The following is a 17,277-nucleotide window of genomic DNA, read 5'->3' as shown; positions in this document are numbered from 1 at the left end:
AAAACCATAGCTTATGACAAAAGGAGATTTTGTTGATTAATACAACCCACCTGTCCCACTTTCAAGGGCTTTATTGACTTGTGGAGAAGTCGTTACTGCAGGAACACCTTCTTGAAAAGAATTTGTACCCCCAATAACTTGATATATATCAGCAGGACCAGTTCCTGGTTTAAATGCTTCTATAATGACATCTTGATCTCCTCTTTCTGCAAGCATTCCTGTTTTCCGATTAATTGGCATTAAAATCATGCCCTTCGGCATCTTAAAGGGAACATCTGGCTTCCCTTTAAGAGCATCTGCCATAAACTCACCAAAAATAGGTGCAGCTAATGAACTTCCGGTTCCATTATATCCTAACGGAGCGGGTTGATCGTAGCCGACAAAAATACCAACGACAATGTCAGGAGTAAATCCCATAAACCAGACATCTTTAGAGTCATTGGTTGTCCCTGTCTTAGCAGCAATATGTCTATTAAGATAACGTAAACGTGCTGCAGTACCACGCTGAACAACCCCTTCCATCATGGAAGTAATCTGATAAGCCGTCATAGGGTCAAGAACTTGATCTCGCTCATCAATCAATGTGGGTTCACGTTGATTATTCCATGAATGCGTATTACAATTTTCACAAATACGATCATCATGACGATAAATTGTCTTTCCATAACGATCTTGAATTCTGTCTATCAGTGAAGGTTTAATAGAGCGCCCTCCATTGGCAATAACGGAATAAGCCGTAACCATTCGTAATACTGTTGTTTCGCCAGCCCCTAAAGCCATGGGAAGATAAGGCTGCAATTTATCCACAACGCCAAAGCGTTCTGCATATTCAGCGACAAGAGGCATTCCCATATCATTGGCAAGCCGTATTGTCATAAGATTACGAGAATGCTCAATACCATAACGCAACGTTGAAGGTCCTGCAAAGGTACCTCCATAATTTTTGGGTTGCCAAACTTCACCATTATATTGACGAACTTCAATGGGGCCATCTAAAACAACGGATGCTGGTGTATACCCGTTATCAAGAGCTGCTGCATAAACAAAAGGCTTAAAAGCAGACCCCGGTTGGCGATAAGCTTGGGTTGCACGATTGAATTCAGATGCGGCAAAAGAAAATCCTCCCACCATAGCAAGAACGCGCCCTGTATGAGGTTCCATAGCAACAATTGCACCTTCAACCTTTGGAATTTGTTGTAAGCGATAAGTGTTGTTTGTATTGGATAGTTTTTCAACAAAAATGACATCCCCAACTTGCAGAACATGAGATAAGTTCTGAACAGTTTTTCGATAACCATTTTCTTTTACAACATGCAGTGCCCATTTTGAATCAGATTCAGATAAAACAGCAATTTCCCGTTTTTTTGATAATATACCTGAAGCTTCGCGCTGTGGCTGTAAACCAATCTCTACTTTATTGGGATTAGTAGAAAGAACAACAGCTAAACGCCATTCAGGAACATCACTTAGTCCCGTGGTATTTGCAAGTTCTATCCCCCAATCACCTTTCTCATCAATATGCGCATAAGCTCCACGCCATCCTTGTGCACGATCAAATCTAATTAATCCATCGTGCAAAGCACGTCGCGCAATAAGTTGTAAATGCGGATCAAGCGTTGTACGAATGGAAAGCCCACCTTCATAAAGTGTTTTAGCCCCATAGCGATGTATTAAACGACGTCGCACTTCCTCAGTAAAATAATCAGCCGCAAAAACATAGTTATCGCTTCCACGTATTGTCGCTCCTAAAGGTTTGGCTTTCGCTTTTTCACCTTGTTCACGCGTTACATATCCATTTGCAATCATCCTGTCGATAACCCAATTACGCCGATCAATAGCACGTTGTGTATTCTTAAATGGATCATAATTTGCTGGTCCTTTTGGAAGAGCAGCCAAATAAGCACATTGTTCTAGCGTCAAATCATTGACGGATTTATTGAAATAGGTCAAAGAAGCAGCTGCTATACCATAAGTACCACGACCCAGATAAATTTCATTGAGATAAAGTTCGAGAATATGATCCTTTGAATAAGTTTTCTCAATACGCATTGCTAAAATAGCTTCCTTAAATTTACGCTCTAACGTTGTTTCTGAACTTAAAAGAAAGTTTTTAGCGACTTGTTGCGTTATAGTTGATGCACCCTCTGGACGTCTTCCAGAACCAATATTACGAATATTATTGATCAAAGCTCGAGAAAGTCCTTCGGGATCTAAACCAAAATGATGATAAAAGTTTTTGTCTTCAGCCGAAATAAAAGCATTTATAACAAGCTTTGGTATTGATTGAATTGGTAAATAGAGACGATGTTTTGTTGCAAACTCTGCCATAAGACGGCCATCAGAAGCATGGACGCGGGTCATTACCGGCGGCTCATAAAGTGAAAGAACTTCATAATCAGGCAATGCATTTGCTTGACTACTCGTCATAACACCCAACTTTATTGCTCCACAAAGTCCAATAGCAACAAAAAAACGAAGAAGATATCTTAAAAAAATCATCATAAAAACGGCTATCGCTTTCTTAAGAATTAATCAAAGAAAAAATACGTTACTTCCAATACAGCAAGTGGATATCACCACAAGATTGAGATCAAGAGAATTTGTTTTCTATCTTTTATTTATACTAGGGTACACTAGAAGCTCATATTGATACTCTATTTTCTCACAAATTTAAAGAGGCTGTATCATTTTCTGCCTATAATCAGCAAATTGACGAATAGAATGAGCAATAGAGGCTGCCATTTGTTTTCTCCAATGAGGATCATTTAATAACTTTTCGTCCTCTTTATTGGATAAATAACCTATCTCTATCAGGACGGAAGGTATATCTGAGGCTCTTAAAACTTGAAAATTAGCATACCGATGTGGGTTATTAATCAAGTTAATATGATTATTTGATAAATTTGAAATAACACTATTTGCAAAATTAACCGAAAATGTATGTGTTTCACGTCGTGTAAGATCCATCAAAATATCTGTAACTTCGAGCGTTTCATCTGCAGGCAAACCATCGAGCAAATCAACTTTATTTTCATTTTCAGCTAAAGATTTTGCAATGGCATCAGAGGCTTTGTCCGATATGGTATACACGGTGGCACCACGAAGAGAATGTAGATCAATCGTATCCGCGTGAATAGATATAAAAAGATCAGCATCAAACTCTTGCGCTTTTTTAACTCTTTCACTTAGTCTTAAAAAAATATTGGAATCTCGCGTTAAAGCAACAGTAATATGAGAATCCTTTTGTAATTCGTCTCGCAATGCACGCGCAAAGTCTAAAGTCACATCTTTTTCTAAAATTCCAGTAACACCCCGTGCACCACCATCAATACCACCATGACCAGGATCAAGAACAACACGGAAATTATATGCTGGTATTAACTGTGTTTTTGTATCAAAATTGGCTCTTTGCTGTTTTTTTAATATCTCATCAAATTTTTCTTGTGTACTTTTACGAATATCAATCAGCAACTGCCATAAACCATTATTTAATTTTTTTACGACACTTTTTTCAACCACAAAAGCCGTTTTACTTGTCAAAATAATGCGTGAAGTCTGTATGTCAGAGAAAGCATAACGCACATCTGAAAGCATAACGGATGATGTATTCTGTTTCGTTAAAGGCGTATTTTGCATCGAAAAGTCAATTGTAGGTAAATTGATGACCAAACGTGCAGGTCTGTCCAAAATCTGTAAACGAACATTTGGTTTTGCATTGAAAACCGCAATAATACGCGTATGAACACTATCACCAATGTTTCGAAAATTAATAAGTCTCAGAGGTTCTGCGGCTTGAACACTGGTTTGGGATAGCAAAAAAAATAATAAAAAGTATGTGACGAGCACAATATCATCCCCATAAGCTGTTTTCAGCTTTTTGGTAAAAAAAACTCTTATCATAAGCAAAATACTCTACATTACATTTGTAATAATTTATCTTGGTTATATAAAAATGATACACCAAATTTATTCTCTATTTTTCACTAAAAGCTAAATAAACACCCAAAAACGAAATTAAAGTCATAAGATATTATCATTATACATGATTTACATTGTTACTTGCCAAACGCATGATATCAACATAAAAGAATATTTATGCTTCCTAGCTAATAATAGTCATCTAAATTATCTGTAACTCATATTAAGTTGTCTTTAGAGGTTTTTTGCCTATTATGTGTTGAGACTTTTTTATGGATGAAAAATTTCTATGTTATAACATTAGGATTGCATTACTTAAGATTCGTTGGTTCGGATATCCGAACTGTTTTAAAGATTATTTTACCGGAGACTTTTAAGAAATATGAGTCATAAAAAACAGATGGAAATAATGATGAGAAATGGTGTAAATGCAGTCATGCCTCTGCACGTGGTGTTCCGTCCTGTTTTTCTGGTACCCCCCTTTTATGGCAGACAGCCTTTTATGTTTACGAATAGTTATAGTGTTCGTTTGAATAAAATTGTGCATGTCGCCTTCAGGATATTAACTTATGTCAAACAAAATGCTTATAGATGCCTCCCATCCGGAGGAAACACGTGTTGTTGTTGTTCACGGCAACAAAATTGAAGAACTTGATTTTGAATCAGAGCATAGAAAGCAGCTCAAGGGGAATATTTATCTCGCACGTATTACGCGTGTAGAACCGTCTCTCCAAGCAGCTTTTGTTGAATATGGTGGAAACCGACATGGTTTTTTAACATTTTCTGAAATTCATCCTGATTATTATCAAATTCCTATTGCTGATCGCCTTGCTCTTCTTGAAGAAGAGGAAAAAGCCGCTGTAGGAGAGAATTCTGTAGATGCCTTTACGGAAGAAGCAACTAACAATAAAAAACGCTCCAGAAAAACAAAAAAAAATGGAAAAAACAATGTCATAGCAGCCGATATTGAAAATGATATCACATCTGAATCGACAATAATTGATAATACAGAAGAAGCATTTAATTCCGATATTTCTTATGATGAGATCGAAATGGTCGGTGCTGAAGACATTCGTGAAGAGCTCCCAATTTATCAAAGAAAACAAGGGCGCCAGTATAAAATTCAAGAAGTCATTAAACGGCGTCAAATTTTGTTGGTACAAGTCATCAAAGAAGAGCGTGGTAATAAAGGTGCTGCCCTTACAACATATCTATCTCTAGCAGGTCGTTACTCTGTTCTAATGCCCAACACAGCACGTGGTGGTGGTATTTCACGAAAAATTACGAATGTACAAGATCGTAAGCGTCTTAAGGAAATCGTAAAAGAATTAGCAGTTCCAAAAGGTATGGGCGTTATCTTACGAACCGCTGGTGCCAATAGAACAAAAGCTGAAATTAAACGTGATTATGAATATCTCATGCGGTTATGGGATACTATTCGCACTTTGACACTCGAATCAACGGCGCCATGCCTTGTCCATGAAGAAAGCAATCTCATCAAGCGTTCTATACGAGATCTTTATAATAAGAACATTAGTGAAATTCTTGTCTCTGGAGACCAAGGATATCGTGAAGCAAAAGACTTTATGCGTATGCTCATGCCAAGCCATGCAAAAGTTGTGCAACCTTATCGTGATCCTACACCCATTTTTGCAAGAAATAATATTGAAATTCAACTTGATAAAATGTTGCAACCACAGGTTTCTTTAAAATCTGGTGGTTATCTTGTTATTAATCAAACAGAAGCACTTGTTGCTATTGACGTAAATTCTGGCCGCTCTACGAAAGAATTCTCTGTCGAAAAGACAGCCTTACAAACTAACCTTGAAGCTGCTGAAGAAGTAGCGCGTCAATTACGCTTGCGTGACCTTGCTGGTTTAATCGTGATTGATTTTATTGATATGCTTGAAGACCGTAATGTGAGGCTAGTCGAAAAAAAATTAAAAGATTGTTTAAAAAATGATCGTGCTCGTATTCAAGTTGGTCATATTTCACACTTTGGCCTTTTAGAAATGAGTCGTCAACGTATTCGCATATCGGTTTTAGAAAGTACAACACAGCCCTGCCCGCATTGCGCAGGAACAGGAAATATACGTTCTGAATCATCAATTGCGTTACATGTCATGCGCTCAATTGAAGAATATCTTCTTCATAATTCGCAATATAATATTATCGTGCGCACACCCGTAGCAACGGCACTTTATGTATTAAATCATAAACGCAACATTCTTGTTAATTTAGAAGCTCGCTTTAAGCTTAATATTAGTATTGAGGCAGATGATAGTATTGGAACGCAACATCTTGTTATTTCTAAAGGATCAATAGCAGAGAGCATTTCTCAACCTTCATTGGAAGATGCCAATAAGCAAGAAATTGAAGATTCTATTTTCATAAAGAGTGAATCTATTGAAAATCCTTCTCCCATTGAAACAAACAAAAAGCGTCAGCGCAAAAATCGTCATGGTGAAACTGCTGATCACTCTCTCTCCAACCTTCATAAAAAAGAAGATACCTTGAGTGATGATTCTTATCGTCGAGGACGTCGTCGAGGACGCCGTGGTGGTCGACGCAATCAAGATAATAGTTTTCATCAGATTCGCGTTCCTTACGCAGAACCAGTGGGAGATTTTGCTAAGCAGGCTTTAGCGGAAATTAAAGCAGAACATCGTAAACGTCGTGCTTCATCTGCTAAACCTTTTGAACTTGAAGAAACAAAAAATAATACACAAGCTCTAGACATACAACAACAGGGTGAGTCTGAAAAAATTGATACAAGTATTAAACCTAAAAAACGTAAAGCACGTTCTTCAAAAGTAGCAGAAAATCAACTCTCTTTAGAGAATGATCAAAATGTCGCAGAAAAAAAATCTCTTGAAGAAAAAACTAAAACCAGTTCGGTACGTAAAGCTAAAACAAAAAAAACAAATAAATCTATTCATGAGGTAGACGATAAAACTCTTGAAAATAGTAAAAAATCAACACGTGGAACACGTAAAAAATCATCTTCTAAAGAGACAACGCAAATACAAAAAACATTAGAGAAAGAAACTGTAACCGAGATAGAGGAAGTTATCGAAACCTCTCCTTCCCAAATTGAAGAAACAGTTAATCAACCCGTTGTTATTTCATCAACGCCTAATGATTCTTCCAAACCTGAACGTATTGGTTGGTGGAAACGCAGAATTCTTTCGAAAAATTAAGGATTTAAAAAACCGCCACAGAAAACTGTGGCGGTTTAAATAAACAATTATAGAAAACGTTTCAACCAATTCTATGGTGTGGGTTTATTACTTTTGTTTTGCTTTTTCTTGCTCAGCCCGCATACGCTCTTCAATTTCTTTTTGCTTTGATTGAATGGCTTGCTGCAGCTTTATTTGTTCTTGTTGGAAATCTTTTTCCTCCATACCAGGACCGGTATAGGCTGCTGTAAACCCATTAAGAGAAAATTCAATAGGGTTAGCTGAACCACGGAAATTAACTGTGGTTACAACCATTTTTGTACCACTTTTCATAGCCGCTATAAGCTTGTCATCTAAGACATCATTAGCAATACAACTTGGTCCATTACAAATAATATAAGGAATTTTTTTAGAGAACTCATCACCAATTTTAATCTGAACACCTTCTGGCAAAAAACGACCTGTAGGCACTTGAATACCTATACGTTTTTCATTTTGCTTCCCTTTTATTTCAACAAGATTAAAAGCCGTTAAAGGTTGTCCCGTATTCGACAATACAGTATTCATTGTATTACAAATATCAACATCATGCTGCTTACTGCAAACTTTGTACCAACCTTGTGATAAAGTTTGCGCATTTGCAGAAATACCAGCTATAAGAAAAAGGGCAGCGGCTCCAACTAATACTGAAACAGCAGAATAAACATTTTTATGCGACATGATTAAGTTAATCCTTTCAACGCGCTCTTAAGTAACTTCAAAAAAATATTAAATATAATTCCAACTTAAATTTATTAAATTATAAAAATAACAATTAATTTTACTATTTTTACTTCAATATATAAAAAAAAGTCAAATTTAGAGAAAAAACTATGATGAGCCATTCTAATTTTTATACACTCATATAATTCCCCTCTTCATCACATTGGTATTTGATGCAATCTATCCATAAAACACCTCTGTGCATTCCAATTAAGATTACACAAACGAATCAATATTGCAATATTAATTAAAATAAACTTCAATACTACTCTAAAAATCTTACTAATTAAACTTTTTACATTTATTACTCTTCATGTTAAGCTTATGGAGCCTTAGCAACAGGTGTTGCAATGCATGAATCTCCAAAATATCAGATAAATTTTACTGTTTTTCTTATGTGCCTCGTGTAATACACAAAAACAAAATCATTTACGGTATTATTGAAACATTTGATGAATTAAAGCCACTTATTGTCTAAAATTTCTGCATAATTGTAAGAGAACTTTTTGGTAATAGACAATTTTCTGCCCTTGTTTACAAAACAATGGTGATACGCTTTTGTAATAAAAATTTTATATTCCATAGCTTTTAACTAAAAAGTTTAGTTTAAAAATAAGCTACTAAAGAAGTGCTTTTTTCTTAATTAAACAACACATTTTCTTAGAGAAAAAATCTATAACTGCTGAAAATATTTTATTTATAATAAACTTCTTTAAAATATAATAACATATTAATTTATAATAATAATTTATCTTTTTTCTATATTGTATGAAAGATCCTAATAGCGCAAACCTCTCTTATATTGAATCAATAAAATTTATCCACTTGTACATCACAAGAGGAGTTAGTTTTATAGATAAAACTACTGAACAAAGGAAAAAAATCCCCGCCCCCTATGAATCATCTTACGTGCCCAAAGCCATAATAAATTTATGCTCATATATTAAAAATTTATATATTACACCTTTGTACAAATATTATTTCTCAGCTTTATAACGTGAATAAAAAATATAGCTTTTATCAATTTATTTTAAGTTATTTCTCTATTTTTAATATAATTATACATAAATCAAACAATACTTTTTAATTGAATAATTCTTCAACATGAGAACGCATACGATCTATAATATTCTTTCTCTTGTTTGGAAGCATTATATTATGTACTTCTTTAATGGTTCTACAAAGCTTAGGTGCATTTTTCACAAACCAATTATCTCCTGTAAGACTATTTTTTATATCGTCAAATATTTGTTTTTCATAACTATAAGAGCCATCTGTTAGTAATTCTTTAATATCCCTGACTAAACTAGGACTTATTGAATTGTTTGCGTCTTTTGCCCAACTAAAATCTTTATCTTTCCAATCAAAATCTTTGCGCAAAATAACACCTATATCACTTTGCAGTGTATCCGCTAACGTCTTGCAAGCAATAATAAACATGAGATAATTTTTCATTATTTCATCATCACTTCCACTGTTCTCATTCATTCCCCATTCATTAAACATTTGTGTTTTTTTTAAATAGTCTTTTGTTTTAATCAACTTTTCTTCATACTCCCCTACTTCGTACTCTCTCGCTATATGTATCCTAGAGATAATTTTTTGTTTTTTTTCAAATAGATCCTGTAATTTCGAACCAAGATTATAATATTCATCCTTCATAGTTTTCAGTTTTTTGTACAACTTATTTCGTTCCTGCAAACGCTTATAGTATTCTGCTTTAGAAATATTTTTTTCCCAAATATCTAAATGAGATATACTTTCTTCAATAAATTGTATTCTCTCTTTAATATTCTTTCTTTTGTTTTTTAAATGTTGGTATTGTTCCTCAGAAGATAACTCAGCATAAGCGTTTTTTACGCCATGTATCAAAGTGAGTAATAAAAAAACGATTGTTAGCAACTTTTGTAATGAAGAAAGCATGCTATCTTTACCTAAATTTTTGTTTTTTACAAAATTTACAGAAGCTTATTGTATGCAAGTGCTATTCATTGCAGTTACGCCATCTAATCTATTTTCTTCACTGTATCAATACGTATTGTACAAAAACTCAAAATCAATATATAAGGATTTCCTTCATTATAAATTCATTTTTATAAAAATAAGTAATAATTCTAAATCAATAAAAAATTTTAAACAGAATGTTGTTCTGCCATTTCGACAAGCTGTGTCATAATATTCGCTGCTCCAACAAGCCTTTCATCCGCTGTGAACCAATCACGAATGAGAGCAATACTTTGATCTGGTCGAATTTTTGCCATTGAACCTTGTTTTTCCACCCACTGAACAAGAGCAACACTATTTGCGAAATAGTTATTGCGAAACTGTATAACAATACCCTTTGGTCCAACATCTAATTTTTCTACATGTGCTTTTCGACACAATGTTTTAATATAAAAGACTTTAAGGAGATGTTGAACTTCACGCGGTAAAGGACCAAAGCGATCAATTAACTCCGCTGCAAATTCATCAATTTGTTCTAAATCATCAAGTTCTGTTAAACGACGATAAAGCCCCATACGTAATGGCAAGTCAGGCACGAAACTTTCTGGTATCATCACTGTTGTACCAAGTGAAATTTGAGGAGACCACTGCTTATCTTCATTTAGCTCCCCGTCTTTTAATTCAGCAACAGCATCCTCAAGCATTTTTTGATAAAGTTCAAATCCAACTTCTTTGATATGCCCTGATTGCTCTTCACCTAAAAAATTGCCTGAACCGCGGATATCCATGTCATGGCTTGCCAATTGAAAACCAGCCCCCAAGGTGTCAAGAGATTGTAAAACTTTAAGACGACGATCAGCAGCAGCTGTTAAAACTTTACCAGCAGGAAATGTAAAGAGAGCATAAGCACGTTGTTTTGAACGCCCTACCCTACCACGTAACTGATAAAGGGCAGAAAGGCCAAACATCTCAGCGCGATGCACAATTAGGGTATTGGCTGTTGGAATGTCAAGACCTGATTCAATAATGGTTGTTGAGACCAGTACATCATATTGTCCATCATAAAATGCATTCATGATATCATCAAGTTGTCCTGCCGGCATTTGTCCATGAGCTACAACGAATTTCAGTTCTGGTACATGTGTTTTGAGATATTCTTCTACAAAAGCCAAATCAGAAATACGTGGACAAACATAAAAACTTTGTCCACCACGATAGTATTCTCGAAGCAGGGTCTCTCGTATAACAAGTGCATCAAATGGTGAAATAAAAGTACGAACCGCCATTCTATCAATGGGAGGTGTTGTTATCAATGAAAGTTCACGTACACCCGATAATGCTAACCCTAAAGTGCGCGGTATGGGAGTTGCTGAAAGTGTGAGAACATGAATATCACTTTTAAGCTCTTTTAAACGCTCTTTGTGTTTGACACCAAAATGCTGCTCCTCATCAATGATGAGAAGGCCTAACCGTAAAAAATTAACTGCACCACTTAATAATGCATGAGTTCCAATGACAATATCGATTGTACCATCTGAAAGACCTTTTTTTACTCGTGCAAGTTCTTTCGCTTTTACAAGCCTTGAAGCATGTCCAATTTTAACCGGTAATCCTTGAAAACGCGAAATAAATGTCTTGTAATGTTGGCGTGAAAGCAAGGTTGTCGGTACAACAACAGCAACCTGATATCCATTTAATGCTGCGACAAAAGCACTTCGAATAGCTACTTCGGTTTTTCCAAAACCAACATCACCGCATATCAAGCGATCCATAGGCTTTCCTGAGGCTAAATCGTCTAAAACAGCATCAATTGCATTCATTTGATCTTCCGTTTCTTCATAAGGAAAGCAAGCAACAAACTCATCAAATGGTCCAACTGGTGGAAGTAAAGCAGGCGCAGCACGAGTCATCCGCTCTGCAGCTATACGGATTAATTGCCCTGCCATTTCCAATAAATGTTTTTTAAGCCTAGCTTTACGTGCTTGCCAAGCAACACCCCCTAATTTATCTAAAGTTACCTCTGTTTCTTCTGAGCCATAACGTGAGAGAAGTTCAATATTTTCAACAGGTAAAAAGAGTAAATCACCTCCAGCATATCTAATTTCAAGGCAATCTCGTAAAATTCCAGTGGTTTTGATGGTTTTAAGACCAACAAATTGGCCAATACCGTGGTCGATATGCACAATAATATCACCAGAATTTAAAGCAGAAATTTCAGAAATAAAATTTGTATTATTTTTACGCCGCTTTGGCGATCTTATAAAACGATCGCCAAGGATATCTTGCTCTGCTAGAACAGCTAAATCTTCAGCCTCAAAACCATGTTCTATCATGATAACAGCTGCTAATATGCGATCTCGTGGGGTTGCTTTGACAGTTTGCAAGGATTTTACAACATCTATTTTTTTCAATCCATGCTCGTCGAGAACTTGTAGCAAACGATTGAGAGATCCTTCACTCCAACACGCTAAAAGCACTTTTTTACCAGCAGTACGTAAAGATGCGATATGATCAATAACACTTGAAAAAACATTTTTTTCCTGCGCATTACGCTCTTTTACAAAATCATATCCCTGTTTAACATTGGTGTGAATAACAGTTTGTTCTAAACTTTGTGGAATATTAAAAGGCGAAAAATCAATACGCTGTGAAGATTGTTGCACATCTTCCAAAACACGCTCTGGCGTTAAGTAAAAAAGACTAGGATCTATTGGATGATAAGAAGTAGAATTTTTTTCATCATTTTCGCGCTCTTTGCGCGCGTTATAATAGTCTTCAATAAGACGATAGCGCTCAATGAAGACTTCTTCTATAAGATGCTCAAAAACGATCGGTACGTTGCCACAATGGTCAAAAAAACTATCAAGGTTTTCATAAAAAAATGGAAGCCAATGTTCCATACCGGAAAAGCGCCGACCTTGAGCAATTGCTTCATAAAGCATGTTATTTTTTTGTGATACGCCAAATGTACGGGTATAATTGCTCTTAAAACGGCTGATGCATTCTGGTGTAAGAACAACCTCACTCATTGCCTGTAATAAAAGTTCAGTTTTTTGGCCTGTTGTCCTTTGACTTTCTGGATCAAATACGCGGATACTTTCTAGGGTATCTCCAAAAAAATCAAGACGTAAAGGTTCAACATCCATCGGAGAAAAGATATCAAGTATTCCTCCTCTTACAGCAAACTCACCAACATCACGGACAACCGTAACGCGTTCAAAACCATTGGTTTCTAGAAATTGAATAAGATTTCCCATGTTATTGCGCTGGCCAACACATGCGTGAATAAGCTGAGCTTCTATCATTTCACGAGGAGGCAACTTTTGCATAATCGCATTTGCTGTTGTTAATATAATTGTAGGATGTGGATCTTTACGTAAATTTGCTATGTGTGCCAATGCTGATAGTCGACGTGCCATAACAGCAATTCCTGGTGATACACGATCATAAGGCAAACAATCCCATGCAGGAAATTGAAGTACGGGTAAATTGGGCTCAATAAAATTTAAAACTTGTTGTAAATGCACAATTTTTGTTCCGTCGCGGACAACATAGATGAGCGGTTTACCTTGTGCAATTTCTGAACTTAATTTAGCAAGCGCAAAGGCTTCAAATCCATCAATAACTCCATCTAAAATCATACGAACAGAATTATTTTTGGGAATAACAATTTTTTTAAATATAGGCATCGGGATTAATAACTTAAGCAAGTACGATAATTGGCAATATCACGAAAAAGTGGACTATCAACTTCAGAGGGTGGCGAAATTTCTCCAGTAATCCATGTGAGTAAATCACGATCATCAAAAGACATAATATACTCAAGTTCAGAGAGCGTTTTATCATTCATTCCAGTAATATGAGCATCGACATAATGTCCAAAAATGAGATCCATTTCACGAATACCGCGATGCCATGCACGAAAAATCAATCGACGACGACGCACATCTAATTGATTTTTGTCAACGACAAAAACTGTCATTAAAAAATCTCCTTGAATAAAGTAATATAAACTATTCAATTAATCGTATAAAATTTTTACCTTGCTTTTAAGGAAGTTCTATAATTTTTTGTTCTTTAAGTGTAATTCGTCGATGCATTTGCTTAGCCAAAGCGTAATTATGTGTTGCAATAAGAGCAGAAAGACCAGATTGACGAACAAGGATAGATAAAGCTTGAAAGACGTAAGCTGCAGTTACGGGATCAAGATTTCCTGTAGGTTCATCAGCTAAAAGAACCGAAGGGCCATTTGCTACGGCACGTGCAATAGCAACACGTTGTTGTTCTCCTCCCGATAACTCTGAGGGACGATGATCAGCACGATGAGAAACACGCAGATACGTCAATAATTTGCGGGCACGATCTTCTGCTATGGATTTTTTTAATCCTGCTATCATTTGCGGTATCATGACATTTTCTAACGCCGTAAACTCTGGAAGTAAATGATGAAATTGATAAACAAAACCAATATCATTTCGTCTTATAGCTGTTCGCTCACTATCAGAGCGCTTTGCACAAGAAACCCCCCGTAACATCACATCACCAGCTGTTGGTTTTTCTAATAATCCAGCAATATGAAGAAGTGTTGATTTTCCAGCACCAGATGGTGCAACAAGTGCGACAAGCTCTCCACGATTAAGAATAAAATTCGCTTTATCTAAAACAATGAGCGGTTTATGACTCTCAAAAAAGCGTCTTTCAATCTCTACAAGCTCTAAAATAGCTGTCATTATTCATACCTCAAAGCTTGTACAGGATCTAGCTTAGCAGCACGCCATGCCGGAATGAGAGCAGCAAGAAACGACAAGAATAAAGCCATCATAGCAACCAAGATGGTCTGTTTCCACTCAATTTGTGCAGGCAATTTTGTTAAAAAATAAAGTTGAGGATTAAAAACGTCGACATTAAATAACCAAGATATAAAGTCTTGGATATGATTAATATTCGCGGTCGCGATAACACCTAAAACTAAACCCAATATAGTTCCAATAAAACCAATCATCATCCCTGTAATGATAAATATACGCAAAATCGCACTCTGTTGAGCCCCCATCGTGCGTAAAATTGCAATATCATGACTTTTATCTTTTACAAGCATAATCAACCCTGAAATAATATTTAAAGCAGCAACAAGAACAATTAGAGAAAGAATGAAAAACATAACATTTCGTTCAATCTGTAAGGCTGAAAAAAAAGCCTGATTGCGTGTCCGCCAATCAATTAAATAGACCTGTTGATCAACTGCTTTTTCTACAACAGGTTTTATTTGATCAACAGCATCCGGATCATTTAGAAATAATTCTAAAGACTGAACCTTATCTCCCAAATTAAAAAACATTTGTGCTTCATGGAGAGGCATAAAGATAAATATTGAATCATATTCAGACATACCAACTTCAAAAATAGCAACGACTTTATAAGCTTTCACACGTGGGGTAACACCAAAAGGAGTCTCATCACCATCTGGAGTAATAATACGAATATCTCTTCCAACTGTCAGTCCCAATTTTTCTGCTAAGCCACTTCCAATTGCAACACCTTCTTCTTGATCAAACCGAGAAATCGATCCTAATTTAATGTTTTGAGAGACTGTTTTAAGCTTTTCTAGATCTTGTTTGCGCATACCACGAACTAATGCGCCAGAGCCACCTTGAACTTCACCTTGAACAAGCGCTTGACCTTCAATAACAGGTAAAGCAAACTTCACACCGTTTGTAGTTTCTAAAGAAGAAATAAGAGTCTTATAATCAGAAAAACCAGAATCAACTGTTTGAATAATAAGATGCCCATTCATACCAAGAATACGATTGAGAAGTTCTGTACGAAAGCCATTCATCACCGCCATAACAACAACCAGAGCAAATACGCCCAACATAATCCCAATAAGAGAAATAATTGAAATAACAGATGCAACGACATGTTTTTTATTGGGGATCATATAACGAAAAGCGATCATCCACTCATAAGATGAAAACCATTTGTTTTTCAGCCTCTTCATAACATTTCCTATTAAATTATAGAAAGTTGGCTGAGCACATCTTCAACCTTTAGAGATTTTTTTATTCCTGTTTTGCGATCTTTAATTTCAACTTCATTTTGTGCAATGCTGTTAGGACCAACAATGACTTGCGTTGGCAAACCAATCAAATCCATTGTTGCAAATTTTGATCCAGGACGTTCATTTCTATCATCTAATAACGGATCAAAACCAACCTCCTTTAATCCCTGATAGAGAAACTCACACACCTGTGTGCATTTTTCATCATCGGGTTTCATATTGATAATTCCAAAATCAAACGGTGCCATCGACTTTGGCCAAATAATACCATTTTCATCATGAGAAGCCTCAATAGCGGCCGCAACAAGACGTGAAGGTCCAATACCGTAAGATCCCATAGAAACCACATGCTCTTTTCCATCTTGTCCCATAACTTTTGCTCCCATTGGAGCAGAATATTTCGTGCCAAAGTGGAAAATATGTCCGACTTCAATACCACGCGCTGAAAGACGATTATGATCAGAAACTTTAGCCCACTCCTCTTCATTATGCATTTCTTCCGTTGCTGCATAAAAAGATGTCCATTGTTTAACAATATCATCTAAAGCAGCTTTATCACTAAAATCAATTGAACTATCGGGAACGATAAGTTCAAGAAATTGTTTATCACAGAAGATAGCGCTCTCTCCCGTTTCAGCCAAAATGATAAATTCATGACTGAGTTTCCCCCCTATTGGACCTGTATCTGCACGCATAGGAATTGCTTTTAAGCCAAGGCGAGAAAAAGTGCGTAAATAAGCAACAAACATACGATTATAAGATGTTTTAGAGCCTTCATAATCAAGATCAAAAGAATAAGCATCTTTCATTAAAAATTCTCGTGCCCGCATCACACCAAAACGTGGACGAATTTCATCACGAAATTTCCATTGAATATGATACAAATTAAGCGGAAGATCTTTATAAGAACGAACATATGAGCGAAAAATATCTGTTACCATTTCTTCATTGGTTGGACCATAAAGTAAATCACGCTTTTGACGATCTTTAATGCGAAGCATTTCCAAACCATAATCATCATAACGACCGCTTTCACGCCAAAGATCAGCAGACTGAATTGTAGGCATCAATATTTCTATTGCACCCGCACGTTCTTGCTCTTCACGAATAATTTTACAAACTTTATCAAGCACTTTTTTTCCCAAAGGAAGCCAAGAATAAATTCCTGATGTTTGTTGTCGAATCATTCCAGCGCGTAACATGAAGCGATGAGAAACAATTTCTGCTTCTTTAGGATTCTCTTTTAAAAGTGGAAGGAAATATTGAGAAAGACGCATTGAAATAATTAACTCCTAATCAGACCTATCATATCGGAACAATTTATCACACCCTCTACTCATCTATAGCCGCATTCTGAATACTTGCAAATATAACGATCTTATCATTTAAAAATTTATTGTGCTTTATTCTCTATTT

Annotated in this window: 10 protein-coding genes; 1 reads left to right on the top strand and 9 read right to left on the bottom strand. The window is 35.9% G+C overall.

All coding sequences use genetic code 11. The features are described 5' to 3' along the window. Positions 1 to 36 precede the first annotated feature (36 nt). Positions 37 to 2,502 carry a penicillin-binding protein 1A gene (locus ACFIKU_RS03525; protein WP_375642005.1) on the bottom strand — a complete coding sequence of 822 codons (2,466 nt, stop codon included), beginning with the start codon at positions 2,500 to 2,502 and terminating at the stop codon, positions 37 to 39. 168 nt (positions 2,503 to 2,670) lie between these two features. Further along, positions 2,671 to 3,900, bottom strand: coding sequence for an N-acetylmuramoyl-L-alanine amidase (locus ACFIKU_RS03520; RefSeq protein ID WP_375656699.1), 1,230 nt, complete (start codon positions 3,898 to 3,900; stop codon positions 2,671 to 2,673). A 587-nt stretch (positions 3,901 to 4,487) separates the two neighbouring features. Between ACFIKU_RS03520 and ACFIKU_RS03515 the strand changes: the two genes are divergently transcribed. After that, positions 4,488 to 7,118, top strand: a complete 2,631-nt coding sequence (locus ACFIKU_RS03515) for an Rne/Rng family ribonuclease (protein ID WP_375642003.1) — start codon at positions 4,488 to 4,490, stop codon at positions 7,116 to 7,118. 87 nt (positions 7,119 to 7,205) lie between these two features. Here ACFIKU_RS03515 and ACFIKU_RS03510 read toward each other — a convergent pair whose 3' ends face one another. The 7 genes from ACFIKU_RS03510 to proS form a co-directional block, all read right to left on the bottom strand. Next, positions 7,206 to 7,817 carry an invasion associated locus B family protein gene (locus tag ACFIKU_RS03510; protein WP_375642002.1) on the bottom strand — a complete coding sequence of 204 codons (612 nt, stop codon included), beginning with the start codon at positions 7,815 to 7,817 and terminating at the stop codon, positions 7,206 to 7,208. A 1,125-nt stretch (positions 7,818 to 8,942) separates the two neighbouring features. Then, positions 8,943 to 9,782, bottom strand: coding sequence for a hypothetical protein (locus ACFIKU_RS03505; RefSeq protein WP_375656698.1), 840 nt, complete (start codon positions 9,780 to 9,782; stop codon positions 8,943 to 8,945). 209 nt (positions 9,783 to 9,991) lie between these two features. Further along, entirely contained in the window at positions 9,992 to 13,492 is a 3,501-nt protein-coding gene (gene mfd, locus ACFIKU_RS03500) for a transcription-repair coupling factor (protein WP_375656697.1), read from the bottom strand. Between the two features lie 5 nt (positions 13,493 to 13,497). Next, on the bottom strand, positions 13,498 to 13,785 hold the full coding sequence (locus ACFIKU_RS03495) for a succinate dehydrogenase assembly factor 2 (protein ID WP_375641998.1): 288 nt from the start codon (positions 13,783 to 13,785) through the stop codon (positions 13,498 to 13,500). Between the two features lie 67 nt (positions 13,786 to 13,852). After that, positions 13,853 to 14,533, bottom strand: a complete 681-nt coding sequence (locus tag ACFIKU_RS03490) for an ABC transporter ATP-binding protein (protein WP_273723192.1) — start codon at positions 14,531 to 14,533, stop codon at positions 13,853 to 13,855. Further along, on the bottom strand, positions 14,533 to 15,801 hold the full coding sequence (locus ACFIKU_RS03485) for a lipoprotein-releasing ABC transporter permease subunit (RefSeq protein ID WP_375641997.1): 1,269 nt from the start codon (positions 15,799 to 15,801) through the stop codon (positions 14,533 to 14,535). The genes ACFIKU_RS03490 and ACFIKU_RS03485 overlap by 1 nt, the downstream gene beginning before the upstream one ends. Positions 15,802 to 15,812: 11 nt before the next feature. Beyond that, positions 15,813 to 17,138 carry a proline--tRNA ligase gene (proS, locus tag ACFIKU_RS03480; protein ID WP_375656696.1) on the bottom strand — a complete coding sequence of 442 codons (1,326 nt, stop codon included), beginning with the start codon at positions 17,136 to 17,138 and terminating at the stop codon, positions 15,813 to 15,815. Positions 17,139 to 17,277: the final 139 nt, after the last annotated feature.

It is taken from the genome of Bartonella sp. CM120XJJH, from assembly GCF_042194715.1.
Taxonomy (GTDB): domain Bacteria; phylum Pseudomonadota; class Alphaproteobacteria; order Rhizobiales; family Rhizobiaceae; genus Bartonella.
This window is presented reverse-complemented; position numbering and strand designations above follow the sequence as displayed.

Bases quoted from the DNA above. Each gene is read 5' to 3' on its own strand.
- ACFIKU_RS03525 (WP_375642005.1), bottom strand. From the start codon at position 2,502: ATGATGATTTTTTTAAGATATCTTCTTCGTTTTTTTGTTGCTATTGGA.
- ACFIKU_RS03520 (WP_375656699.1), bottom strand. From the start codon at position 3,900: ATGATAAGAGTTTTTTTTACCAAAAAGCTGAAAACAGCTTATGGGGAT.
- ACFIKU_RS03515 (WP_375642003.1), top strand. From the start codon at position 4,488: ATGTCAAACAAAATGCTTATAGATGCCTCCCATCCGGAGGAAACACGT.
- ACFIKU_RS03510 (WP_375642002.1), bottom strand. From the start codon at position 7,817: ATGTCGCATAAAAATGTTTATTCTGCTGTTTCAGTATTAGTTGGAGCC.
- ACFIKU_RS03505 (WP_375656698.1), bottom strand. From the start codon at position 9,782: ATGCTTTCTTCATTACAAAAGTTGCTAACAATCGTTTTTTTATTACTC.
- mfd (WP_375656697.1), bottom strand. From the start codon at position 13,492: ATGCCTATATTTAAAAAAATTGTTATTCCCAAAAATAATTCTGTTCGT.
- ACFIKU_RS03495 (WP_375641998.1), bottom strand. From the start codon at position 13,785: ATGACAGTTTTTGTCGTTGACAAAAATCAATTAGATGTGCGTCGTCGT.
- ACFIKU_RS03490 (WP_273723192.1), bottom strand. From the start codon at position 14,533: ATGACAGCTATTTTAGAGCTTGTAGAGATTGAAAGACGCTTTTTTGAG.
- ACFIKU_RS03485 (WP_375641997.1), bottom strand. From the start codon at position 15,801: ATGAAGAGGCTGAAAAACAAATGGTTTTCATCTTATGAGTGGATGATC.
- proS (WP_375656696.1), bottom strand. From the start codon at position 17,138: ATGCGTCTTTCTCAATATTTCCTTCCACTTTTAAAAGAGAATCCTAAA.